Annotated in this window: 22 protein-coding genes and 1 other annotated feature; of the genes, 19 read left to right on the top strand and 3 right to left on the bottom strand. The window is 48.5% G+C overall.

All coding sequences use genetic code 11. The features are described 5' to 3' along the window. The first annotated feature begins 232 nt into the window (after nt 1-232). From GKZ89_RS04005 to yajC, 7 genes are all read left to right on the top strand, one after another. A complete protein-coding gene (locus GKZ89_RS04005; RefSeq protein WP_155111050.1) occupies nt 233-751 on the top strand; it encodes a BofC C-terminal domain-containing protein in 519 nt (172 codons plus the stop codon). Nucleotides 752-974: 223 nt separating this feature from the next. Next, a complete protein-coding gene (gene ruvA / locus GKZ89_RS04000) occupies nt 975-1,571 on the top strand; it encodes a Holliday junction branch migration protein RuvA (RefSeq protein WP_155111049.1) in 597 nt (198 codons plus the stop codon). Nucleotides 1,572-1,581: 10 nt separating this feature from the next. Then, on the top strand, nt 1,582-2,586 hold the full coding sequence (ruvB, locus tag GKZ89_RS03995; RefSeq protein WP_155111048.1) for a Holliday junction branch migration DNA helicase RuvB: 1,005 nt from the start codon (nt 1,582-1,584) through the stop codon (nt 2,584-2,586). Beyond that, nucleotides 2,579-2,779: a DUF2905 domain-containing protein gene (locus GKZ89_RS03990; protein ID WP_155111047.1), complete on the top strand. Its 201-nt coding sequence runs from the start codon at nt 2,579-2,581 to the stop codon at nt 2,777-2,779. The genes ruvB and GKZ89_RS03990 overlap by 8 nt, the downstream gene beginning before the upstream one ends. A 15-nt stretch (nt 2,780-2,794) precedes the next feature. Further along, nucleotides 2,795-3,823, top strand: a complete 1,029-nt coding sequence (gene queA / locus GKZ89_RS03985; protein ID WP_155111046.1) for a tRNA preQ1(34) S-adenosylmethionine ribosyltransferase-isomerase QueA — start codon at nt 2,795-2,797, stop codon at nt 3,821-3,823. 86 nt (nt 3,824-3,909) lie between these two features. After that, a complete protein-coding gene (gene tgt, locus GKZ89_RS03980) occupies nt 3,910-5,061 on the top strand; it encodes a tRNA guanosine(34) transglycosylase Tgt (protein WP_162356425.1) in 1,152 nt (383 codons plus the stop codon). A 23-nt stretch (nt 5,062-5,084) separates the two neighbouring features. Next, on the top strand, nt 5,085-5,378 hold the full coding sequence (yajC, locus tag GKZ89_RS03975) for a preprotein translocase subunit YajC (protein ID WP_155111045.1): 294 nt from the start codon (nt 5,085-5,087) through the stop codon (nt 5,376-5,378). 150 nt (nt 5,379-5,528) lie between these two features. Here yajC and GKZ89_RS03970 read toward each other — a convergent pair whose 3' ends face one another. After that, nucleotides 5,529-5,903, bottom strand: coding sequence for a TIGR04086 family membrane protein (locus GKZ89_RS03970; protein WP_155111044.1), 375 nt, complete (start codon nt 5,901-5,903; stop codon nt 5,529-5,531). 159 nt (nt 5,904-6,062) lie between these two features. Here GKZ89_RS03970 and GKZ89_RS03965 point away from each other — a divergent pair, with 159 nt between their 5' ends. Then, nucleotides 6,063-6,710 carry a DUF421 domain-containing protein gene (locus GKZ89_RS03965; RefSeq protein ID WP_155111043.1) on the top strand — a complete coding sequence of 216 codons (648 nt, stop codon included), beginning with the start codon at nt 6,063-6,065 and terminating at the stop codon, nt 6,708-6,710. On the opposite strand, the gene spoVB is transcribed toward GKZ89_RS03965, so the two are convergent. After that, entirely contained in the window at nt 6,688-8,274 is a 1,587-nt protein-coding gene (spoVB, locus tag GKZ89_RS03960) for a stage V sporulation protein B (protein ID WP_155111042.1), read from the bottom strand. The two genes, GKZ89_RS03965 and spoVB, sit on opposite strands and share 23 nt — an antisense overlap. 143 nt (nt 8,275-8,417) lie before the next feature. Here spoVB and GKZ89_RS03955 point away from each other — a divergent pair, with 143 nt between their 5' ends. The 9 genes from GKZ89_RS03955 (at nt 8,418) to dtd (ending at nt 19,284) form a co-directional block, all read left to right on the top strand. Beyond that, complete coding sequence (locus tag GKZ89_RS03955; RefSeq protein ID WP_155111041.1) at nt 8,418-8,711, top strand: post-transcriptional regulator; 294 nt, start codon at nt 8,418-8,420, stop codon at nt 8,709-8,711. Nucleotides 8,712-8,748: 37 nt separating this feature from the next. Next, a complete protein-coding gene (secDF, locus tag GKZ89_RS03950; protein WP_162356460.1) occupies nt 8,749-10,998 on the top strand; it encodes a protein translocase subunit SecDF in 2,250 nt (749 codons plus the stop codon). 313 nt (nt 10,999-11,311) lie between these two features. Further along, nucleotides 11,312-12,205 carry a cation diffusion facilitator family transporter gene (locus tag GKZ89_RS03945; protein ID WP_155111039.1) on the top strand — a complete coding sequence of 298 codons (894 nt, stop codon included), beginning with the start codon at nt 11,312-11,314 and terminating at the stop codon, nt 12,203-12,205. A 15-nt stretch (nt 12,206-12,220) separates the two neighbouring features. Then, the gene (locus GKZ89_RS03940) at nt 12,221-12,583 is read left to right on the top strand and encodes a lipopolysaccharide assembly protein LapA domain-containing protein (protein ID WP_162356424.1); all 363 of its coding nucleotides are present in this window, start codon (nt 12,221-12,223) and stop codon (nt 12,581-12,583) included. A gap of 275 nt (nt 12,584-12,858) precedes the next feature. Continuing rightward, on the top strand, nt 12,859-13,389 hold the full coding sequence (locus GKZ89_RS03935; protein ID WP_162356423.1) for a histidine phosphatase family protein: 531 nt from the start codon (nt 12,859-12,861) through the stop codon (nt 13,387-13,389). Between the two features lie 117 nt (nt 13,390-13,506). Continuing rightward, a complete protein-coding gene (gene recJ / locus GKZ89_RS03930; RefSeq protein ID WP_155111037.1) occupies nt 13,507-15,861 on the top strand; it encodes a single-stranded-DNA-specific exonuclease RecJ in 2,355 nt (784 codons plus the stop codon). Between the two features lie 16 nt (nt 15,862-15,877). After that, nucleotides 15,878-16,390 carry an adenine phosphoribosyltransferase gene (locus tag GKZ89_RS03925; RefSeq protein ID WP_155111036.1) on the top strand — a complete coding sequence of 171 codons (513 nt, stop codon included), beginning with the start codon at nt 15,878-15,880 and terminating at the stop codon, nt 16,388-16,390. Between the two features lie 225 nt (nt 16,391-16,615). Beyond that, entirely contained in the window at nt 16,616-18,814 is a 2,199-nt protein-coding gene (locus GKZ89_RS03920) for a RelA/SpoT family protein (RefSeq protein WP_155111035.1), read from the top strand. A 17-nt stretch (nt 18,815-18,831) separates the two neighbouring features. Further along, nucleotides 18,832-19,284, top strand: a complete 453-nt coding sequence (gene dtd / locus GKZ89_RS03915) for a D-aminoacyl-tRNA deacylase (RefSeq protein WP_155111034.1) — start codon at nt 18,832-18,834, stop codon at nt 19,282-19,284. Nucleotides 19,285-19,311: 27 nt separating this feature from the next. Here the strand turns inward: dtd and GKZ89_RS03910 are convergent, their stop codons facing one another. Further along, nucleotides 19,312-21,024, bottom strand: a complete 1,713-nt coding sequence (locus GKZ89_RS03910; protein ID WP_162356422.1) for an N-acetylmuramoyl-L-alanine amidase family protein — start codon at nt 21,022-21,024, stop codon at nt 19,312-19,314. 359 nt (nt 21,025-21,383) lie between these two features. Continuing rightward, nucleotides 21,384-21,618 (top strand) — a binding site (T-box leader). An 81-nt stretch (nt 21,619-21,699) separates the two neighbouring features. Here GKZ89_RS03910 and hisS point away from each other — a divergent pair. Continuing rightward, nucleotides 21,700-22,971 carry a histidine--tRNA ligase gene (gene hisS, locus GKZ89_RS03905; protein WP_155111032.1) on the top strand — a complete coding sequence of 424 codons (1,272 nt, stop codon included), beginning with the start codon at nt 21,700-21,702 and terminating at the stop codon, nt 22,969-22,971. Between the two features lie 21 nt (nt 22,972-22,992). Next, nucleotides 22,993-24,762, top strand: a complete 1,770-nt coding sequence (gene aspS, locus GKZ89_RS03900) for an aspartate--tRNA ligase (RefSeq protein ID WP_155111031.1) — start codon at nt 22,993-22,995, stop codon at nt 24,760-24,762. The last annotated feature ends 32 nt before the right edge of the window (nt 24,763-24,794 follow it).

The following is a 24,794-nucleotide window of genomic DNA, read 5'->3' as shown; positions in this document are numbered from 1 at the left end:
GAGATATTAACGCAGGATTGAATCTTAGAAACGAAGCCATTCGCATCTTAACCGCAGGAACTGCGGGGATAGCCTAACGGATTAGGGTTCGTTAGAACCCCGTACCTAGGAATCCCCCACTTCAATCAGAACGTAAAGTCGATAAGTGGTGGGTAGTTCAATTGCTGAGGATAAAACTGCCAGTTCTGGTCAGAATAATAGTAAAACGAACGATGTCCGCGAGGTGGATGCGATGTTCAAGCAAAGACAGAAGTATATATTCCTTTTTTCCTTTTTCATTCTGGGCGTACTGGTTCATGCATCCCAAGTGTATGCATTGGAAAAGGATGCAGGCGCGGAAACCTGGAATGCTGTTCTTGTCCGGACTTATATGGGCGGGGAAGAAAGCACGGAAATAATGAAAGAGAAGTTCCGGTCAAAAAGGGAACTGCTCGCTGCTTATCCTGATTTTGTCCTTGTAGAAGTTAAAGGGAACAGGATGGTTCTTCAGCAGAATATAAATGATATCTCACCGCTCGTTAAGTCGAACGGATACTTTGGGCTGACTGGAGAAGGCGTTCTTACATTATTTGACGGGAAGCCCATCCGCCAGGGAAAGATCATCCAGTCCTTCTTCCAGATAGATACAGGGAAGCTTGAAGTGAAGAGGCATATGCAGCTTGAAAAGGGCATAAGAGTGGAAAACCGGGTCCGTTACTTAAATGTCCTCGAGACGTTTAAAGCTTATGGTCCGCCAGGAGAGGAAAAATAACCAGCCTGCTGTTGAGCAGGTTTTTTTATTGTTTCGTTCTGTTAAATTTGGCTGTTGATTTACGCTGCAGGCATTCGCTCATCCATGGGCGGGCGGTGAGCTTCTTCATCGCTTCACGGCTGGGGGTCTAAACCTTTTACCATCCGAACATACGTTAACGTTTTTGTTCTTGGGTCCGGCATTTTGTGATACAATGAGGTACAGTCATAAAGAGGTGAAACAGTTGATTGAATTTGTAAGGGGAAGGATCGATTATATTTCTCCGGAGTTCATTGTAATCGATCACAACGGCATCGGCTATAAAGTTTATGCGCCCAATCCTTTTGTCTATTCGAATGGATCTGAGACGACCATTTATACATACCAGCATGTTAGAGAAGACATCCTTGCCCTATACGGTTTCCGTTCAAGGGAGGAGAAAGCGCTGTTCACAAAGCTCCTGAACGTGACCGGAATCGGTCCGAAAGGGGCTCTGGCCATTCTGGCGACAGGAGACCCGTCACAGGTATTCAGCGCCATCGAAGCAGAGGATGAGTCCTTTCTTGTTAAATTCCCGGGCGTTGGGAAGAAAACAGCGAGGCAGATCATCCTTGATCTTAAGGGGAAGCTTGGGGACGTGGCACCGGAATTCTCCCTGTTTACACAGGAGGTTTATGCGGAAAAAGACGCTTCCTCAAAAGCGCTGTCTGAAGCAGTAGAGGCTCTGAAAGTACTCGGCTATGCTGAGCGGGAGATAAAAAAAGTGCTCCCGCTTATTAAAGATGAGGCGCTGACAACAGACCAGCTCGTGAAAAAAGCATTGCAAAAGCTGCTAAAGTAAGGTGATGAACATGAATGACCGGCTCGTGTCCGGCAATGCAGGGAACGATGAACAGTACCTGGAGCTCAGCCTCCGCCCGCAGAGGCTGAATCAGTATATCGGACAGAAAAAAGTAAAAGAAAATCTCGGGGTTTTTATCCAGGCAGCCAAAATGCGGGAAGAAACGCTTGATCACGTCCTGTTATACGGACCTCCCGGGCTCGGTAAAACAACCCTCGCTGCCATTGTTGCAAACGAAATGGGTGTTAACCTGAGAACCACATCCGGTCCCGCAATCGAAAGGCCCGGTGATCTGGCAGCCATTCTGACGGCCCTTGAACCGGGGGATGTGCTGTTTATCGATGAAATCCACAGGCTGCAGCGGTCCATTGAAGAGGTGCTCTATCCGGCGATGGAGGATTTTTGCCTCGACATCGTCATTGGAAAAGGCCCGGAAGCGAGATCGGTCCGGCTTGATTTGCCGCCGTTTACACTCGTTGGGGCAACGACGAGGGCAGGCCTGCTGACCGCGCCTCTCAGAGACCGTTTCGGAGTGCTGAGCAGGCTTGAGTATTATCAGGAGGATGAACTTTCAGAGATTGTGCAGAGGACCGCTGATATTCTGCAGATCGGCATTGACCGAAGAGCCTCTGCTGAAATTGCGAGAAGATCAAGGGGAACCCCGAGGATCGCCAACCGTCTCCTGAGGAGGGTACGCGATTTTGTGCAGGTGCTTGGGGGAGAATCGATAACGGAGCAAGCCGCTACTGAAGCCTTGGAGCGCCTGCAGGTGGACCGGCTGGGGCTTGATCATATCGATCATAAACTCCTGATGGGCATTATAGAAAAATACAGGGGCGGACCTGTCGGACTTGATACGATATCTGCCACGATCAGTGAAGAATCCTCTACAATTGAAGATGTGTATGAGCCATATCTTTTGCAAATCGGGTTTTTACAGCGGACATCCAGGGGAAGAATGGTTACCGAAGAGGTATACAGACATTTTAACCTGGAGGTCCCCCGCCATGACTGAACTGCCGAAGCTGCTGATGATTACAGGAGCGGTGCTGCTGCTTGCCGGCCTGCTTATGCAATGGATCGGAAAGCTGCCCGGAGATTTTGTCTTCAAAAGAGGCAATACAACGGTTTACTTTCCCATCGTCACATCCATTGTCATCAGTATCCTGCTGACGGTTCTTTTTTCGATTATCGGACGATTTAAATAGAAATAGGTGATGAGCATGAAAGTCGAATTATTTGATTTTAACCTGCCGGAAGAACTGATTGCCCAGGTTCCTCTGGAAAAAAGAGATGCATCAAGGCTGATGGTCCTTGATAAAACGAGCGGCGCAGTGCGCCATCAGCAGTTCCCTGATATAATCGGGCATTTGAACGAAGGCGACTGCCTCGTCCTGAATGATACACGGGTTCTTCCCGCGCGTCTTTTCGGGATAAAGGAAGATACAGGCGCCAAGATTGAAGTGCTCCTGCTGAAACAAGCTGAAGGAGATGCGTGGGAAACGCTGATCAAACCTGCGAAAAGAATCAAAAAGGGATCCATCCTTACATTTGGGGAAGGCAAGCTTACAGCAAAATGTATAGAGGAGCAGGAGCACGGCGGCCGGATCCTCGAATTTTCCTATGAGGGGATCTTTTATGAAGTGCTCGAATCCCTTGGCGAGATGCCGCTTCCTCCATATATTAAGGAGCAGCTGGATGACCGTGAGCGCTATCAGACTGTGTTCTCGAGGGAAGCAGGATCGGCTGCAGCGCCGACTGCAGGTCTTCACTTTACAGAAGACATCCTCGGGCGTCTCCAGGATAAAGGTGTATCCGTTGCCTATATCACGCTGCACGTAGGACTGGGCACATTCCGCCCGGTCAGTGCGGACACAGTGGAAGAACATGAAATGCATGCGGAATTTTATCAGATGACAGAAGGTACAGCCCGTCTCCTGAACGAGACAAGAGCTGCCGGCGGCCGCATCGTTACAGTCGGCACAACCTCCACAAGGACCCTTGAAACCATCGCTTCAGCCGGAGATGGTGTGTTCAGTGAAGAAAGCGGATGGACCAATATCTTTATTTACCCTGGTTATGAATTCAAGGGCATTGATGGGATGCTGACAAACTTCCATCTTCCGAAGTCCTCATTGATCATGCTCGTCAGTTCTCTTGCCGGAAGAGAGAATGTTATGTCAGCGTATGAAGAGGCAGTGAAGGAAAGATACCGGTTTTTCAGCTTCGGAGATGCGATGCTGATCATTTAAAGATGTTTGTTTGAAGAACATCGATTTTATAAGCAGCCAAAGAAGGTTAGACTGGATAACAGGCTGTATACAGAGGAGGAGAGACGGTGACAGCTTCATCATCACCGATACGGTACGAATTTATTAAAACATGCAAGCAGACGGGTGCGAGGCTCGGAAGGGTTCATACTCCGCACGGTTCGTTTGACACCCCTGCGTTTATGCCGGTCGGTACACTCGCTACAGTTAAGACGATGTCCCCGGAAGATTTAAAAGAAATGGGCTCCAATATTATTTTAAGCAACACCTATCACTTGTGGCTCCGCCCAGGCAACGAGATTGTCAAAGAAGCCGGCGGACTGCATAAATTCATGAACTGGGACCGCGCAATCCTGACTGATTCCGGCGGTTTTCAAGTTTTCTCCCTCAGCGAATTCCGCAAGATTGAAGAAGAGGGTGTCCATTTCCGCAATCACCTGAACGGCGATAAGCTTTTTCTCTCACCTGAAAAAGCAATGCAGATTCAAAATGACCTTGGCTCTGATATCATGATGGCATTTGATGAATGCCCTCCATATCCTGCAGAATACGATTACATGAAGAGATCGGTAGAGCGGACGAGCCGCTGGGCTGAGCGCTGTCTGAACGCCCACGAGCGACCGAACGACCAAGGGCTCTTCGGAATTATCCAGGGCGGAGAATATGAAGAGCTGCGCAAGCAGAGTGCAAAGGATCTCGTATCCATGGACTTCCCGGGCTATGCAGTCGGGGGACTGTCCGTTGGAGAGCCGAAGGATGTCATGAACCGGGTGCTTGAATTTACAACACCATGGATGCCGGATAACAAGCCGCGTTATCTAATGGGCGTCGGTTCGCCTGATTCGCTCATTGATGGAGCCATCCGCGGGATTGATATGTTTGACTGCGTGCTTCCGACCAGAATCGCGCGCAATGGAACACTGATGACGAGTACAGGCCGTCTTGTTGTAAAAAATGCAAAATACGCGAAAGACTTCGGTCCGATTGATGAGAACTGCAGCTGCTATACGTGCCGGAATTATTCAAGGGCTTACATCAGACATTTGATCAAATGCGAAGAGACTTTTGGAATCCGGCTAACGTCTTATCATAACCTTCATTTTCTGTTAAAATTGATGGAGCAAGTGAGACAAGCGATTCGAGAAGACCGTCTCGGCGATTTCCGCGATGAGTTCTTTGAACAATATGGGTTCAACAAACCGAACGCTCGCAACTTCTAATCCTTGAAAGGGGTGAAACAACAATGGGTGGCAATTCTATGACAACCATTCTGTCATTGGTGCTGATGTTTGCTATTTTTTACTTCCTGCTGATCCGTCCGCAGCAAAAACAGCAAAAAACATTCCGCCAAATGCAGAGCAGCCTTCAAAAAGGCGATAAAGTCGTAACAATCGGAGGGCTTCACGCCACGATCGAATCCATCGATGAGGAGAAAGCAGTCCTGAAAACAGGCGAAGGCTCCCGTCTAACATTCGAGCGCCGTGCAATCCGCGAAGTAAAAGAAAAATCCGCACTACATAAGACAGAGGAAGCTTAATGCTTTCTCTGTTTTTTTATAGCGGCAATGCTAATCCATCAAAAAGGTTCGTTAAAACTGATTTGTCCTTTTTTTGACACATTTCGTAAAGGCCAGCTTATAAAGAAAAAAACCACCCGCTTGAAGAGTGGTTAAACAGGTAAACAGCAATTAATCTGATGCCATATTTACCCCGATCATCCCCCCAAGCATGGCCATTCCCATAAACCCTGCATGAAACAGAAGCTGCATCGGATTTAAAGCAGATCCGAGTCCAAGAAACTGGAACAGAAGAATGATGAGGGTAAAGGAGAGTGCAGTAAGACCGCCGAGCAGCCAGCCTTTTTCTTTTCCTTTTCCTCCTGCAATGAAACCGCCAATAAACAAGTTGATAAACGAAAGTGCAAGGATCATCCATTGAATTGACCGCTCAGTGATGCCTGTAAATTTAAGAAGCAGTGAAAAAATCAGACTGAGCACCAGCATGACAGCAAAAACAGTCACAATTCCGCTTAGAATGGCTTTTCCCCATTTTTTGGTTTCCATGAGCACCTCTCCCTTTAGATATGCTTGATTAAGCTCGTCTTTTATAAACCTATTCAGCCTGCTTACGCTTTAGAAGCAGGGTCACGGGTGAAACTTTGCCGCATGGATTAAAAAGTCCGGTGCAAACTAGAGGAAGTGATGCCGGAAGGAGGAGCACGGATGGAAGTGTATTTAATCATCATTGTCCGGACACTTATCCTGTACTTCCTGATCATATTCATCTTTCGTATGATGGGAAAACGGGAAATAGGAGAACTGAGCATTCTTGATCTTGTGGTGTTTATTATGATTGCAGAACTTGCAGTCATGTCGATCGAGAGTCCTGAGGACCCCATTATGTACTCAGTCGTCTCCATGCTGTTTTTGCTGGCCATTCAGTATGGTCTGGCCATGCTGTCATTGAAAAGCGAACGGGTCAGGGAGGTACTTGACGGGAAGCCGACAATTATCATAAATAAGGGCAAAATAGATGAACGGGCGATGAAATCCCAGCGGTACAATTTCGATGATCTTCTCACCCAGCTCCGTGAAAAAGATGTTCGGAGCTTAAGCGAAGTGGACTATGCCATCCTTGAAACTTCAGGGAAATTAAACGTCATAAAAAAACAGGAAGGCATGCCTGAGCGAACATTGGAGCTCGGATTGATTATAGATGGAACGATCCAGCCTGCCCATCTTGAAAAAATCGGGAAGACCGAGCAATGGCTGAAAGAAGAGCTGCAAAAAAGGGGCTATGGCGATATGAAAAAAATATCGTTCTGCACCTACTCGGATGGAGAGTTTTTTATCGATGTTTCGAATGTATGACCGGAATCCATCTGGAAAGCGAAGGGCCGATGACCGGAATCCTTTTTACTTCTTCTTGAACGACCAGTCTAAATTGAAGCAGAAGGATAAAATAAAGCAGGGAGCAAAGAGCAAGTCCGGCAAGCAGCCCGGGAATGCTTCCAAGCTTTGAAAGCCAGGATTGATAGGCATAATGAGCGGCTATTCCGGCAATGCCCATGGCAGCCGCACTGAAGAGGTATTCTTTAACATAAATCGTCAGTGCGACAACTTTTATAACTGTAGCCAAGTGGAGCAGGGTGACAGCCACCATTCCGATGACGATGGCGAGAGCAGCTCCTTTAATCCCCATCTCAGGCCTTGTAGAGAGGGCGAAAATTAATGCGGTTTTTACTGCCGCACCGATCAGGCTGTTCATCATCGCGGCCCTTGCAAGATTGAGCGCCTGGAGAACTGCCTGAAGCGGTCCCTGGATATAGTAAAAGATAAAAAAGGGAGCCATCAGTTTAACAAAAATGGCAGCATCCGCATTTCCGTACATAACAGACATAAGCGGGACTGCGAATACATAGAGTGCCACTGCTGCAAGTCCCCCGGTTACAAGTGAAAGCCTCAATGCTTGACGAAGCCTGTGTTCAACAAGCTTCTTTTTTTTCTGCGCGATCGCTTCACTGATTGCCGGGACGAGCGAAGTGGAAAGGGAGAAGGTAATGAATGAAGGCAGCATGAGCAGCGGAAGGGCGTAACCGGCTAATTCGCCGTACTGGCTCGTGGCTGCAGCTGCACCGATTCCAGCGATGGCCAGGCTCTGTGCGACAACAATCGGCTCAAAAAACCAGGAGAGAGAACCGATCAATCTGCTCCCTGTCGTCGGAATCGCGATAGCCAGCAAGTCTTTAAAGGCATCCCTTCCAGCCTTCACGGATTGAAAAAAGTTTTTCCTGATGCCGATTTTTTTCTTGAATTTGAACATAAAGAACAAGTAAAGCAGGGACACCAGCTCGCCGATTACAGCAGAAAGCATTGCACCAGCGGCAGCATACTCGACCCCGTATGGCAGAAAAGCGGCCGTGAAAACTGCGATCAGCGATATACGGACCACTTGCTCAAGCACTTGGGAATAAGCAGCCGGCTTCATGTTCTGCTTTCCCTGAAAGTACCCTCTCAGCACAGATGAGATCGCCACGATCGGAACGACTGGAGCAACGGTCATCAGCGGGTAAAGTGTCCGCTCATCCGTGAACAGATGCTGGGATAAGAATGGGGCAGCTAAAAGGATGACAGGGGTAAACAGCAGGCTCAGCGTTCCGGTTATGGCGAGTGATACAACCAGGATTTTTTTGATTCTCCGCTGGTCTCCCTGTGCATCCGCTTCAGCGACAAGCTTTGATATCGCGACCGGAAGTCCGAACTGTGTGATGGTAATAATCAGGACAAGTGTCGGGACGGCCATCATATAAAGGCCAACGCCCTCCTGGCCGGCAAACCTTGCGAGAACAATCCGGTTGATGAATCCAAGAACTCGGGTAATGAGTCCTGCAGCTATTAAAATGATCGTTCCCTTTAAAAATGTTTGCTTCGACATACCCTTCCCCGCCTTCTCAAACAGCTTGTTTTCATATACAATTACTATATGACTGTCTATTGGCCGGGCATGACAAGTTTCCGCCGCACAGGCCAATCGAACGGCATGAAAGCTTAAATGGAAGATCAAAGGAGCGTGCGCGAATGGAGAAACATCCTGCCGAACTTTACAGGCACCACGTCAGGCCATTTATGAAAAGCAAGCTTGAAGAGTTTATCGTATTGGGCTATGACCAGGTCTCAGAGCAGGAATTGTGGACATACTTGTTAAAAAAGAAATGGAAGACGAAAGAAGAACCGGCGATTTATCAAATGGCAAGTGACATCATGTCTGTTAGAGCAGGGGAATTCATGAATTTTGCAGCCGTTGAATCGTATAAAGCTCCCAACTGGTTTGGAAGCGAAGAGGGCGCAAAAATGCTTGAGGAACTGCTGTAGAGGACGGGTTTCAAGTAGCTAAGGAGGATACATAATGATCAAGCGGGGGCGCATCCTTGCGTTTTTTCTTATTACAATAGCAGTTGGAATCATCATAGGTTTAAGAACAGACAATGTCACAGGAAACATCCCAAGAGGCCTTGACCTGCAGGGCGGCTTTGAAGTGCTTTATGATGTCAAGCCCGTGAACGACGACGATAAAATCGACAGGGAAGCACTCGTCAGCACGGTAAGGGCCCTGGAAAACCGGGCGAATGTACTCGGCGTCAGCGAGCCGAACATTCAGATCGAGGGCGAGCGCATCCGTGTTCAGCTCGCCGGGGTTAAAGATCAGAATAAAGCCCGTGAAATTCTATCCACTGAAGCGAGGCTGACGTTCAGGGATGTAAATGACAAGGAATACTTAAAAGGTTCCGATCTAGTACAGGGTGCTGCCAAACAGACCTTCGATCCGAACAGCAACCAGCCGGTTGTATCAGTCAAATTAAAGGACAAAGATAAATTTGCTGATACGACAGAGAAAATTCTTTCGATGGCACCTGAGAACCAGCTTGTCATCTGGCTCGATTACCAGCCGGGAGACAAGTATAAGGAAGAAGCCGGAAAAGAAGCACCCAAGTTCCTTTCTGCACCGAACGTGGACCAGGTGCTCGACACGACAGATGTCATCATCTCCGGCCAATTTACCATTAAAGAAGCGCAGGAGCTGGCCGAACTGCTGAACGCAGGCTCACTCCCGGTTCAGCTGGATGAGACGTACTCTACTTCAGTAGGAGCCAAGTTCGGAGAAGAAGCTCTGCAGACCACAGTGCTTGCGGGTATTATCGGTGTAGCGGTCATCTTTATCTTTATGGTCGTGTACTACCGGTTCCCGGGAGTTATCGCGATCATCACACTAAGTGCCTATATCTTCCTCATCCTGCAGCTGTTCGACTGGATGAACGGGGTGCTTACTCTTCCTGGAATCGCGGCTCTCATTCTAGGTGTCGGGATGGCTGTGGATGCCAATATCATCACGTATGAACGGATAAAAGAGGAACTCAAACTGGGCAAGTCTGTCCGATCTGCATTTAAATCCGGAAACAGACGCTCGTTCGTTACGATTTTAGATGCGAACCTGACCACTATGCTTGCCGGGGCAGTCCTTTTCTTCTTCGGTACGAGTGCGATTAAAGGGTTCGCTACGATGCTCCTGGTGAGTATCGCAGCAAGTTTCATCACTGCCGTGTTTTTATCCAGGATCCTGCTCTCTCTTCTCGTGGAAAGCCGCTGGCTCGATAAAAAGAAGTCCTGGTTTGGCGTAAAGAAAAGCCAGATGCTGGAGATTTATCAGACGGACAAGCATACGGACGCGCCTACCCGGTTTGATAAAGTTGATTTCCTAAAGCACCGCAACAAGTTCTTCGCTTTCTCCGGAATTACTGTGGCTGCCGGGCTGATCATCCTGATCATTTTCAAGCTGAACCTTGGAATTGACTTTACAAGCGGAACGCGCGTGCAGATTGATGCAGGCAAGCCGGTTACCGCCGAGCAGATTGAAGCGGATTTAGAAGCCATTGACATGGAAGCGGACGAAATCGTTCTTGCAGGAGCGAATAATGAATCAGCCGTAGCCCGTTTTGCAGGTGTGCTGAACAAAGAAGAAATCGCTAAACTGAAAGACCAGTTTAACGGAAAATACAATTCAGAGCCCGGTGTCAGCACCGTGTCTCCGGAAGTCGGCCAGGAGCTTGCCCGCAACGCGCTTTACGGCGTGCTGATTGCATCCCTGGGAATCGTCATCTATGTTGCGATCCGCTATGAGTGGAGGATGGGAATTTCAGCGATTGCTGCCCTTCTGTATGATGCGTTCTTTATCATCGCCTTCTTCAGCTTAACAAGGCTTGAGGTGGATCTGACCTTCATCGCAGCGATCCTGACCATCGTCGGTTATTCCATCAATGACACAATCGTTACGTTTGACCGGATCCGGGAACTGCAGCGGAAAACAAAGGTTAAAACAGCCGATGATTTAGACGTCATTGTGAACAAAAGCTTGCAGCAGACCTTTACCCGCTCTGTTAACACCGTTTTAACAGTGGTGATTACAACAGTAGCCCTGCTGATTTTCGGCAGCGAGTCCATCCGGAACTTTTCCATCGCACTCCTCGTCGGACTGATATCAGGCGCCTACTCTTCCATTTTCATTGCAGCTCAGCTGTGGCTGATCCTGAAGAAAAAGGAATTTGCCAAGAAAAAAGAAGACCAGACGAAAGAAATGCACACCAACCAGCATCCAGAGGTCTAAAATGGCCAGCCCGCTTAAGCGGGCTGGTTTTTTGTTTAGATAGCAAGCAATTTACTGGCGCGAACAGCAGGTGTGCGGGGTCAGTCCCGCTGTGCTTTAAACGTTGAGGGGACAGAGAGGCAACGTGCTGAGCCTTAGTCCCCCAAAGGCTAAGAAAAGAGGTGCCGGAGCTTCAGTGCTTTAGCAGAGTGAGGGACTGACCCCGGTATTTCCCAACATTCCCGTTCCCTCCGGTATAAAGTAAAAAGGATAAGCAAAAACGCATCTGTTAGGACATAATAATAATCGTCACGCGAAACGGAGGGGGAAGCTTATGGAAGGGGACCAGCGCTTTAGAAAGGTGCAGATTGCAGCGGCTGCGGGCATCGCCGGGAATTTGCTGCTGGCGGCCATCAAGGGGATTATCGGATTTATTTCAGGCAGTAAGGCGCTCTTGGCTGATGCTGCAATGTCCGTCTCAGATGTGGCCGGATCGATCGTCGTACTGCTGGGGATCAGGCTTGCAAAAAAGCCGCCGGATGAGGACCATCCATACGGGCATGGAAAAGCAGAGTCAATAGCGGCCGTTATCGTGGCTGTACTGCTTACCTTAGTTGGATTCGAAATCGGCAAGACTTCCATCGAAGCGTTCTTTAAACCGGTTAAGGCTCCTCAAGCCATTGCCATTGCTGCTGCAGTCACTGCGATTATCATTAAAGAACTGATGTTTCAGTATAACTACAGATTGGGTAAAAGATTGAAGAGTGATGCTCTGATTGCCAATGCACATGACCACAGGTCTGATGTTTTTGCTTCTTTGGCAGCTTTGCTGGGCATATCTGCAGCTCTGATCGGTTCAAAATTCGAGATCGGCTGGCTGCTTTATGCGGATCCCTTTGCAGGTGCAGCTGTATCTGTACTGGTTCTCTATACTGCCTGGAAAGTTGGCCGCGAAGCACTTCATGCCTCACTGGATCATGTTCTGCATGAAGAGGAAACAGAAGAAATGAAAAAAACGATAAGGACCATTGATGGTGTTAAACGGATTGATCAATTGCACGCGCGGGAACATGGCCACTACGTCATCGTGGATGTGAAGATTTCGGTGGACGCTTCCCTTACAGTTAAGGAAGGCCACGATATTGCCAGGCATGTCAGGAATGCTCTGATTGAAACAGAGGAAGTGCAAAACGTTTTCGTCCATGTTAATCCGTTTAACAGTCAATAAGAAGGAGGACGTTTTGTGAACAAATCGTTTAGTTTGCTGCTTGTGATCTTTTTTGCACTTATTGTTGCTATTTTTGCGGTGATGAACGTCGAGCCGGTAGAAGTGAATTACCTGTTCGGAGAGGCGCAGTGGCCGCTTATTCTGATCGTGCTGGCGTCAGTGCTGATCGGGGCTTTAATGGTCGGCTTTACGGGAATGAACCGTACCCGCAGTTTGAAAAAAGAAAATAAAACTCTTCGCAAACAGCTGGAGGAGCGTCCAGTCAAGCACGAGGAACCTCTGGCCAAATCCGGGCAGCCGGAGAAAGCCGTTCCACACACGGACGAACCGGATCATACGCTTCCCAGCCGCACAGAACGGAAGCAAAGGAAAGACTGAAAAAGCCGTATATGCACGGCTTTTTTTCTTGCTGTTTTTTCACGATCCACTAAGCGGTGTCCGCATTGGCGCCACTAAAACTCCCTGATGACTACCCGGCTCGAAATACGGTTCCCTCTTACAAAAAAAGGGGCTTCCTCTCTCTTTTTTCCTATATAATAGAGTCTGTGAAGAAGGCTAAAAAATGGAAAACAAGCATTTTCTGCTATCCAGAAAAACAGTTTTGAATGATTGATGAGAGCTGGAATGAAACATACATTCAGGAGAGTAATAGAATGAAAATTTCCCTTATGAGACATTATGAAGTGGAGTGTCCGTATCCAAACAGGATGTATTCGGCAGAGTTTACAAGCTGGTGCAGCGATTATGATTCTGCTCCATTAATACCAGTACATTTTGAGGCTCAGGAGGGCAGCTGGGATGCTTGCTTTTCAAGCGACTTGCCTCGGGCCGTCCGAACCGCTGAATCGGTCTACGGGGTGCCGGTGCAGACTCCGCTTCTCAGGGAAGTTCCGCTGTCTCCTTTTCTGGCAGGCGGACCAAGGCTTCCTTATCACATTTGGACGGTAATGGGCAGATTGTGCTGGCTGATGTCTCATCCTTCCCAGATGGAATCAAAACACCAGACCGCCTTGAGAGCCGGCCGCTGGATTGAGGAAGCGGAGGGGTCAGGCCATGAGCACATCCTGGCTGTTTCCCATGGGTTTTTTATCCCGGTTCTCGCGGGGGAGCTCAGGAAGAAAGGCTACAGCGGACGAAAACCAGGGAAGCTGAAGAATGGGGAAATCATCCTTATGGAAAAGTGAGAACGCCTGATTCCAGCCGCAGCAGTGCGATCCTTCTCCTGGAGGACTGCACCCGCCATCCTCTGTTTGAAACCCGTCATTTCCTCAAGTATAATAGAATGATTGAGGGGTGAAGAAATGTTAAAACCAAAAGCCCGATGGACCATTTCGGGAGCGGATTCATCGAAATCTGCTCTGCTTGCTGAAAGCTTAAACATTACGAATCTGGCAGCCTCCCTGCTCGTGAACAGGGGAATTGAAGAACCAGAAGAAGCTGCCGCTTTTTTATATACGGATCAGCAGGAGTTTCATGATCCGTTCCTGCTCAACGATATGGAAATTGCCGCTGTGAGGATCGCAAAAGCAGTTCAAGCCGGAGAAAAAATAGTCGTGTACGGAGATTATGATGCAGACGGTGTAACGTCAACGGTTGTTATGCTTGAAACCCTGCTGCAGATCGGTGCAGATGCGGATTTTTACATCCCGGACCGGTTCAAGGAGGGGTATGGCCCGAATAAGGGAGCCTTCTTGAAACTGAAGGAAGCAGGGACCTCCCTGATCATTACTGTGGATACCGGAATATCTGCTGTAGAGGAAGCCCTCTATGCAAAAGAGCTCGGTCTTGATCTGATCATTACGGATCACCATGAGGCAGGGCCCGTCCTTCCTGAAGCGAACGCGATCGTGCATCCGAAGCTCCGGGACAGCTCCTATCCTTTCAAAGAGCTTGCCGGTGTCGGTGTGGCTCTGAAGGTATCCCATGCCCTTCTCGGTACGGTTCAGGACACTTTTCTGGAGCTTGCCGCTATTGGCACAATAGCTGACCTCGTTTCACTCCGCGGGGAGAACCGGCTGATCGCAAGAAGAGGAATTGAACTGCTGAAAAGGACAAGCCGGCCAGGAATCAAGGCACTGCTTAAGCAGTCATCGGCAAAAGAGAATGAAGTGACCGAGGAAACGGTGGGGTTTGCGATTGCCCCGAGAATCAACGCGGTCGGCAGACTTCAGTCCGCCGCCCCTGCCGTTGAGTGCCTCAGGACGACGGAGCCCGAAAAAGCAGATGCGCTTGCAGCGGACATCGATGCGCTTAACCGGGAACGCCAGAAAATTGTCCAGGATATAGCCCGTGAGGCGATTGAAATGACGGAATCGATGTACCCTCCGGAGGAATACCCTGTGCTTGTCGTCGCAGGGCGGGGCTGGAATCCAGGAGTTGTGGGGATTGTTGCCTCCAAGCTTGTAGAGAAATTTTACCGTCCTGCCATCGTTCTTTGTCTTGATGAGGAAGGCGTGAATGCAAAAGGGTCTGCCCGGAGCATTCCAGGCTTCGATTTGTTTAAAAATTTATCGGAATGCAGAGAACTGCTGCCTCATTTCGGGGGACACCCGATGGCAGCCGGGATGACGCTCGCTGCTAAAGATGTGGACGAGCTCCGGGCGCGCTTGAATAAGCAGGCAGGCGAACAGCTGACCGAAGAAGATTTCGTTCCTTTAACAAAAGTGGATTTATCCTGCCGTCTCGAGGACGTGACGCTTTCATCGATTGAAGAAATGAACTTGCTTGCTCCTTTCGGAATGGATAATCCAAAGCCTGTCATCATGATCGAGGATCTTTCTGTGTCAGGGATGAGAAAAATCGGTTCCAATCAGAATCATCTGAAGGTGACGCTGGAACAGGAAGGGACCGAATTGGATTGTGTCGGTTTCGGGTTCGGCTATCTTCAGGATGAGATTTCCCCTGTATCGAAAATAGCAGTGGTCGGCCAGCTGTCCATCAATGAATGGAATAACTTCCGCAAGCCGCAGCTTATGCTTCAGGATGCTGCGGTTCAGACGAGGCAGCTTTTTGACCACAGGGGCACGAGGCAGCCGAAGACTGTGCTGGACCGGATTCCGGCAGGAAAAAGGCGGCTGATCTCCTTTCGGGAAGAGACGACCGGGCAGCTTTCCGAGCTTGGCATATCCAAGCCTTTGGAATTGATCAGGACTCCGGAAGAAGCCGGAAAAATGAATTTAACCGGGGAGTATGCGGTTTTCATGGATGTACCGGAGGACATTCAGCTGCTTTCTGCTTTGTTTGCTCAAGGATCTCCTGAGCGCATCTATGTACTGTTCCTTCAAAAAGAAACCCATTTCTTTTCCACGATGCCGTCAAGAGAGCATTTCAAATGGTACTACAGCTTCCTGATGAAAAGAGATGCATTTGATGTCAAACGGCACGGCGAGGAGCTTGCGAAACATAAAGGATGGACAGCCGATACCGTCAAATTTATGTCAAAGGTGTTTTTTGAGCTGGAGTTTGTTACAATAAACAATGGTCTGATTTCAGTTAACCGGAATGGAAGCAAACGGGATTTAAATGAATCGGCCTCGTATCAACAGAAAAAAGATCAAATGGAGCTGGAAAACAGGCTGCTTTATTCATCTTACCGCGAACTTCTCGAATGGTTTGATGAACAGATAAGCAATGCTTCAAGGCCTGTTCAAGTTTGAGGAGGAAAAACGGAAGATGGATTTAAAACAATATGTAACAATCGTCGAGGACTATCCAAAACCGGGAATCCGCTTTAAGGACATCACGACACTGATGGATAAAGGCGAGGTTTATAAATATGCTACGGACCAAATCGTGGAATTTGCCAAAGAGAAAGAGATTGATCTCGTTGTCGGTCCGGAAGCACGCGGCTTTATTATCGGATGCCCTGTTGCTTATGCCCTGGAAGTCGGTTTTGCACCGGTCAGAAAAGAAGGCAAACTGCCCCGTGAAGTCGTAAAAGTGGATTACGGTCTCGAGTACGGAAAAGATGTTCTTACGATTCATAGAGATGCGATCAAACCAGGTCAGCGGGTGCTGATTACGGACGATCTGCTTGCTACAGGCGGAACGATCGAAGCAACGATCAAGCTTGTTGAGGAGCTTGGCGGAGTCGTTGCCGGAATGGCGTTTTTGATTGAGCTTTCCTATCTTGACGGAAGAAATAAGTTGGATGGATACGAAGTTCTGACATTGATGAAATACTAATATTGCTGAAACCGGCCCCTTCATGGCCGGTTTTTTTTCGGGAAATTTATGCATTTTTCAACGTTTTTGTAAGCGCAGACACTGCTGCGGTTATAGGGATTGTTTCAACAGGCTTTTAAACAGTTCCGCTCACCGTAAAACTGAATTATTTCCCTATCCCTTTACAGAACCCTTTTTTTTCACGATAATAGGTACAATACAGTTTTCTTCAAAAAAGGTGATTTCATGGCGAATGAACAAGTCCTTACCGCTGAACAGGTCATAGAACGGGCAAAGCGGTACCTGGCTGACGATAATCTTGAATTTATCCGGAAAGCGTACGATTTTGCGGAAGAAGCACACCGTGAACAGTACAGGAAATCCGGTGAACCATATATTATTCATCCCATTCAAGTTGCTGGCATCCTGGTGGATCTGGATATGGATCCCTCCACCATTGCCGGCGGTTTTTTGCATGACGTGGTTGAAGATACGGATGTTACCCTTGATGATATCCGCAAAGCTTTCAGTGATGAAGTGGCGATGCTTGTAGATGGGGTAACAAAGCTCGGGAAAATCAAATACAAATCCCAGGAAGAACAGCAGGCGGAAAACCATCGGAAGATGTTCGTTGCGATGGCCCAGGATATCAGGGTCATCCTCATTAAGCTTGCAGACCGTCTTCATAACATGAGGACACTAAAGCATCTTCCTCAGGAAAAGCAGCGGAGGATTTCCAATGAAACACTGGAGATTTTTGCCCCGCTTGCCCACAGGCTCGGGATTTCTAAAATTAAATGGGAGCTTGAGGATACGGCTCTCCGCTATTTAAATCCTCAGCAATACTACCGGATTGTCAATTTGATGAAAAAGAAGCGTGCCGAACGCGAAGAGTATCTGGATGAAGTCATCAGCGAGGTGAAAAACAGCGTTGAGGAAGTGCAGATTCCAGCGGAATTTTCAGGGCGGCCAAAACATATTTACAGCATTTATAAAAAAATGGTTCTGCAGAATAAGCAATTCAACGAGATCTATGACCTGCTTGCGGTCCGGATTGTCGTGAACAGCATTAAGGACTGTTACGCGGTCCTTGGGATCATTCATACATGCTGGAAGCCGATGCCGGGCAGGTTTAAAGATTACATTGCTATGCCGAAGCCGAATATGTACCAGTCTCTTCATACGACCGTAATCGGTCCTAAAGGAGATCCTCTTGAAGTGCAGATCCGCACGATGGATATGCACCGGATTGCAGAATACGGGATTGCTGCACACTGGGCATACAAGGAAGGCAAGGAGCTTGATGATCATGCCTCCCTTGAGAAAAAACTGAGCTGGTTCAGGGAAATACTCGAATTTCAAAATGAGTCTACGAATGCGGAAGAGTTTATGGAATCTCTGAAGATTGATTTATTCTCTGATATGGTGTTTGTTTTTACTCCTAAAGGAGATGTCATCGAGCTTCCTTCCGGTTCTGTGCCGATTGATTTTTCCTATCGCATTCACTCGGAAATCGGAAATAAAACGATTGGCGCAAAAGTGAACGGAAAAATGGTGACGCTCGACTATAAATTGAAAACGGGCGATATCATTGAAATTCTGACGTCCAAGCATTCCTATGGACCGAGTCAAGACTGGCTTAAGCTTGCACAGACTTCACAGGCTAAAAACAAGATCCGCCAGTTCTTTAAAAAGCAGCGGCGGGAAGAAAATGTTGAAAAGGGCAGGGAATGGGTCGAGAAGGAAATTAAGAACATGGACTTCGACCTGAAAGAAATCCTTGCTGCTGATAACGTTAAACGCGTATATGAGAAATTTAATTTTGCCAATGATGAAGACATGTTTGCGGCTGTTGGATACAACGGCATCACTCCCCTGCAGGTTGCCAACCGTCTGACCGAGAAATGGCGCAAGCAGCGGGATCTGGAGGAGCAGGAGAAAGCTGTCGAAGAGGTTATCACGGAGACGAAGCAATATCCTTCTCCGAAGAAAAGAGACGCAGGTGTCCAGGTAAAGGGCATCGACAATCTGCTGATCCGTCTTTCAAAATGCTGCAATCCTGTTCCAGGCGATGAAATCGTAGGATTCATCACGAAAGGCCGCGGTGTATCTGTGCACCGTGATGACTGTACCAACATCCAGACAGATGATGCGAAGGACCGGCTCATACCGGTTGAATGGGAGCATCAGGTTGACGGGAAAAAAGAGTACAATGTCGAGATCGAAATCATGGGCTACGACCGGAGAGGCCTTCTGAATGAAGTCCTTCAGGCTGTAAATGAAACGAAAACGAATATTTCGTCCGTTTCCGGAAGGTCGGACCGCAACAAGGTAGCGACCATCCATATGGCTCTTTCGATCGCCAATATTAATCATTTGCACAAAGTCGTAGAAAGAATAAAACAAATATCAGACATATACTCTGTACGGAGATTAATGAATTAAAGAGAGGGTCTGCTGCTATGAGAATTGTTCTTCAGCGTGTCAAAGAATCATCGGTTACAGCGGATGGAGAACTGACGGGAAAAATCGGCCCGGGCATTATGGTGCTTGTCGGAATAACGCATGATGACAGCGAGAAAGATGCCCGATATCTGGCGGACAAGCTTGCCAATCTGCGTATTTTCGAAGATGAATCCGGTAAAATGAACGACTCCATCCTCGATGCAGGTGGCGAAGTCCTTTCCGTTTCACAGTTCACTCTTTACGGCGACTGCCGAAAAGGGAGGAGGCCGAATTTCATGGGAGCGGCAAAGCCCGATCAGGCAGAACCGCTTTATGAGGCTTTCAATCTTTCGCTGAGGGAGCTTGGCCTGAAAGTGAAAACTGGAAAATTCGGTGCGATGATGGATGTTTCCCTCATCAATGATGGCCCTGTCACGCTTGTGATCGACAGCAGCGAACAGGGTAAATAAAAAAGGAAGCCGGCCGGCTTCCTTTTTTTATTGGGAAAAATATTTTTTCAGACCATTTGTAATGCCATTGGCTGCTGAATTTTGGAACCCGTTGGAATTAACGGTCATTTCATCAGCGGTATTGCTCAGGAAACCGAGTTCGAGTAATATGGACGGTCTGCTGTTGTCGCGGAGCACTTTATAATTTCCAAATTGGACTCCGCGGTCTTTTGAACGAGTCGAGCGGATTAGTTCCTCTTTCACAGGCTGTGCCAGAAGCTTGCCGGATGAGTGATAATAATAGACCGTCATCCCGCGTACCGTTCTTACCGGGTTGCTGTCATAATGAACACTAATGAATGCATCTGCCTTTTTTAGATGAGAGGTGCTCACTCTTGAACCAAGTGTGATGTAATAGTCTGAGCTTCTTGTCAAAATCGGGTTGGCTCCTTGGCTTTGAAGTCCCTCCGCCAGCAGTCCGGCCGTTCTCATTGTCAGGTTCTTTTCAAGCGTACCCCCGTGCCCGGACGTACCGCCATCCATCCCGCCATGCCCCGGATCGATCACGATGGTTTTGCCTTTTAAGGAATTTGCGGCTGCAGGCTTCTTAATCGCCTGGCCCAATTTTGAATCTTCTGCCAGCCAGCCAGCTACAAACCCGGTCCGGCCGTTCGGCAGTGAAATCTGGTACCAGTCATTCTGTATACCGATGACTGTAAACGTTTGGCCTGCTGCTCCCCTCATAAGGACCTGACTGCTCACGGTTGGTTTCGTGCGGATGTTCGTCCCGGAAGACAGCAGTCTGATGGATCCGCTCGTCCCGCCGTCTACGCGATCTGTGCTTCCTTCTGAAACGGACTTAATATACAGCGCTGAGACCCAGCCTGTCCTTGATCCGCTGAAGCGGATTTTCAGCCAGCTGTCCCGTTCATCGATGATTTCAACTTTTTGATTTTTAGATACCTTTCCTGCAATGCTTCCGCTTAAAGCAGGGGTGCTCCTTACGTTCAGTGAGTTTGCCGTCACTTGACCCGATTTGGGCTTTGTGGTTCCGGAAGCTGCCTTGCTGCTGACAAAATCGCTGCTCACCCAGCCGGTCTTTCCACTGTAGGAAATCCGGTGCCATGAGCCATTCGTCTGCAAAATGACAACGGCTGTTCCTTTCTTGACTGAACCAATGATAGAACTTGCAGATGCGGGAGCTGAACGGACATTCAAGGAAGCAGCGGTTATGTAACCATTTGTTCCTTTTGGAGCTTCAGGAGCTTTGGTACCGCCGGTGCTCCGGCCTGCGATGAACTGGGATGCGACCCAGCCTGTTGCTCCATCATACGAAACTTTAGTCCAGCTTCCTTTCCTCTCAAGCAAGACAGCTTGTCTGCCTTCAGGAAGACTTCCTGTGATGCGGTAATTGGTGCCTGCGCCTGAGCGGATCCTTACATCATCAGTAGTGGCATACACATATTCTTTCTTTTCAGGAGACTGTACCTGGACGAGCCAGCTTGCTGCCCAGCCTGTACGGTTTCCAGGCAGGTCAAGCTTCACCCAATCCTTCGTTCTTTCCAAAACGCCATATGATTCATTTTTGCGGGCTACTGCTTCAATTCCGTAGCTCAATCCCGGACCTTTGCGAATGTTCAGCGTATCATTCAGGATTTTCGCTTTCTCCTGCGGTGCTGCTTCTGCCTCGTAAGGCGGCGCAGGGAACGCAGAGAACAGAAGAATGGCAGCGGCTGCAGCTGCAATCCATTTTTTAGACATTAAGAACCTCCTTTTCTCCACTACGTACACTTCTATCATTATATCGGCAATTCCTTGGGCCGTTTGAAATAATTTTTCAACAAATTGGGCAAGCTAAAATGAAACTTAGGAAAGGGGCAGCGAAAATGAGGTACAGCGAAAAAGGAGAAACGGCCCACAGGCTCCCGGGGAGTTTATTTTCAACAGACCTGCATTCATCGGCAAAAATGGAGCAGGATCCAGGCTCTTTTGAAACGGCCCCGGAATTCGGTCTTACATCAAGAGAGGTTAAAACCTTAAAAAAACATCTCAAACAATCTTGACATGACAAGCAGGCGTGCGTATGATAAGATAAACTTCGAGTTTAAGCAACGTACATACATGAACCAGCGAGGAAGAAGAGTAGCTGGAAGTACACGCGGAAAGAGAGGAAATGCCCTGGCTGAAAGCATTTCTCCGTGATGATCCAATGAAAGAACACTTCTTAGGTTCCTTTCTGAAAAGCGCAGGCTTAGTAGGAAATGGACGCAGCCGGCGTTAACGGCTATGAGTGGAAGTCCGGCAAGAGCGGACTTCAATTAGGGTGGAACCACGGGTATAACTCTCGTCCCTGCATGATGCAGGGGTGGGAGTTTTTTATTTTCAGCTGTCTGGACAGACAGAATCTTAATTTTTTCGTATGCAGGAGTGATGAAAATGGCATTTCAGGTTCCAAGAGGGACACAGGATATTCTGCCGGGGCAGTCAGAGAAGTGGCAGTATATCGAGAAAATTGCAAGAGAAGTATGCAGCGCATATCAGTACAAGGAAATCAGGACACCTATTTTTGAGCATACAGAGCTTTTCCTCCGAAGCGTTGGAGAATCGACGGATATTGTCCAGAAGGAAATGTATACATTTGAGGACCGCAAAGGCCGGAGCATGACGCTGCGTCCGGAAGGAACGGCATCAGCTGTCCGCTCTTTCGTCGAGAACAAATTGCATGCCTCCCCCCAATCGCCGGTCAAGCTGTATTATATCGGGCCGATGTTCCGTTATGAACGGCCCCAGGCAGGGCGGTTCCGCCAATTCGTACAGTTTGGGATTGAGGCAATCGGCAGCGATGATCCGGCGATCGATGCAGAAGTGATCTCACTCGCCATGAATGTCTACAAAAAAGCAGGCCTTAAAGATCTAAAGCTTGTCATCAACAGTCTTGGCGACCAGGAAAGCAGAACGGCGCACAAAGAAGCACTTGTACAGCATTTCAGTCCGAGGATTGGCGAGTTCTGTGCGGATTGCCAAAAGCGGCTCGGGCAGAATCCTCTGAGGATCCTCGATTGCAAAAAGGACCGTGAGCATGAGCTTGTTCATTCAGCACCATCGATTCTGGAGTTCCTGAACGAAGAATCTTCCGCTTATTTTGAACAGGTTAAAGGGTATTTGGATGCCATCGGAATTCCATATACGGTAGACAAAAACCTGGTCCGCGGCTTGGATTACTATAACCACACCGCTTTTGAAATTATGAGCAACGCAGAAGGATTCGGGGCGATTACAACGCTTGCAGGCGGCGGCAGATACAGCGGGCTTGTGAAGGAAATGGGCGGCCCTGAAATGTCTGGAATCGGCTTTGCCATGAGTCTGGAGCGCTTCCTTGCTGCAATTGATGCAGAGAAAGCAGAACTTCCGGTCGATACCGGCATCGACTGCTTTGTAGCGTATATGGGTGACCGTGCAAGAGACAGATCGGTTTCCATCCTAAACGGACTTCGGGAATCCGGGATTTCCGCGGAACGCGATTATGAGAACAAAAAGCTGAAGGGCCAGTTTAAAGCAGCAGACAGGCTGAAGGCAAGATTTGTGGCCGTCCTCGGTGACGATGAACTGGAACGCGAAGTCATCACCCTTAAAGATATGGAGTCCGGAGAGCAGCAGGAAATTTCCATTTCTATGCTGGCAGACACCATTTTATCGAAACGAATTTAACGACAGTTAGGAGAGGTACTCATGTTTGGCAGGTCCTATTATTGCGGTGAAGTAAACCCCGAGGCAATTGGAGAACAAGTTTCCCTGAAAGGCTGGGTTCAAAAGAGGCGCGACCTCGGCGGACTGATTTTTATTGATTTGCGTGACAGAACGGGAATTGTTCAGATTGTCGTCAATCCAGAGGAAGCGAAGGATGCGTGGGAAACGGCCAACCGCGTGCGGAGTGAATATGTGCTCAGCATTGAAGGAACGGTTTCCAAACGCGAGGAAGGCACTATTAACCCGAATTTAAAAACAGGAAGCATCGAGGTTCAGGCCTCTGCTGTTACTGTTCTGAACGCTTCAAAAACACCACCATTTCAGATTGAGGATAAATCAGATGAAGTGTCTGAAGATGTCCGCCTTAAATACCGTTATCTGGATCTAAGGAGACCGGCGCTTTTCAATACACTGAAAATGCGCAGTGATGTGACAAAAGCAATCCGTATGTTCCTTGATGAAGATGGATTCCTGGACGTGGAAACACCGATTTTAACCAAAAGCACGCCTGAAGGTGCCAGGGATTACCTCGTGCCAAGCCGTGTGCATGAGGGCGAGTTCTACGCATTGCCGCAGTCCCCGCAGCTTTTCAAGCAGCTCCTGATGGTTTCAGGCTTTGATAAATACTATCAGATCGCCCGCTGCTTCAGAGACGAGGATCTGAGAGCAGACCGGCAGCCTGAGTTTACACAAGTGGATATCGAGACGTCCTTTATGAATCAGGATCAGATCATGGAGATGGCGGAACGGATGATGTCCTTTGTCATGAAAGAGGTCAAAGGAATGGATATTTCCCTTCCTCTTCCGAGAATGACCTATGCAGGTGCAATGGGGCGCTTCGGTTCAGATAAACCGGATACCCGCTTCGCGATGGAATTGACGGATGTCTCTGAACAGACAGCAGGGAGCGGCTTCAAGGTGTTCAGCGGAGCTGTTGAATCCGGCGGTCAGGTTAAATTGATCAATGTAAAAGGCGGAGCATCCAAATACTCCAGAAAAGACATCGATGCACTGACTGAATTCGTGAAGCCATATGGAGCGAAAGGTCTTGCCTGGCTGAAGCATGAAGAGGAAGGCTTGAAGGGGCCGATCGCGAAGTTCTTCGCGGAAGCAGAGCAGGCTGCATTGATCGCACCGGCCGGATCGGAGCCCGGAGATTTGCTTCTGTTCGTAGCCGATTCCAAACCGGTAGTTGCGGATGCCCTTGGAGCCCTTCGCCTGAAGCTTGGAAAAGAGCTTGGCCTGATTGATGAGAGCAAGTTCAACTTCCTATGGGTCGTGGATTGGCCGCTGCTTGAATTTGATGAAAAGGAAAACCGCTATTATGCAGCCCACCATCCTTTCACGATGCCGGCTGCTGAGGATCTGGACAAATTTGAAAGTGATCCGGCAGGGATGCAGGCGCAGGCATACGATTTAGTCCTGAACGGCTATGAGCTTGGCGGCGGATCCATCCGGATCTTTGAAAAAGAAATTCAGGAAAAAATGTTCGCGATCCTTGGAATGAGCAAAGAGCAGACAGAGGACCAGTTTGGATTCCTGCTCGAAGCATTTGAGTACGGTGTTCCTCCTCATGGAGGCATTGCATTGGGTCTTGACCGCATTGTCATGCTGCTTGCAGGCAGAACAAACCTGCGCGATACGATCGCCTTCCCGAAAACAGCAAGCGCAAGCTGCGTCATGACAGATGCGCCCGGTCAGGCAAGCGATGCCCAGCTGGATGAGCTGCATATTGCGAGAAAGACAAAATAATCAGTAAAAACGGTTATATTGACCCTCTTGCT

It is taken from the genome of Metabacillus mangrovi (genome assembly GCF_009711125.1).
Lineage (GTDB): Bacteria > Bacillota > Bacilli > Bacillales > Bacillaceae > Metabacillus_B > Metabacillus_B mangrovi.
Note: the sequence above shows the minus strand (reverse complement) of the source record. Positions and strands in the feature narration are given on the sequence as shown.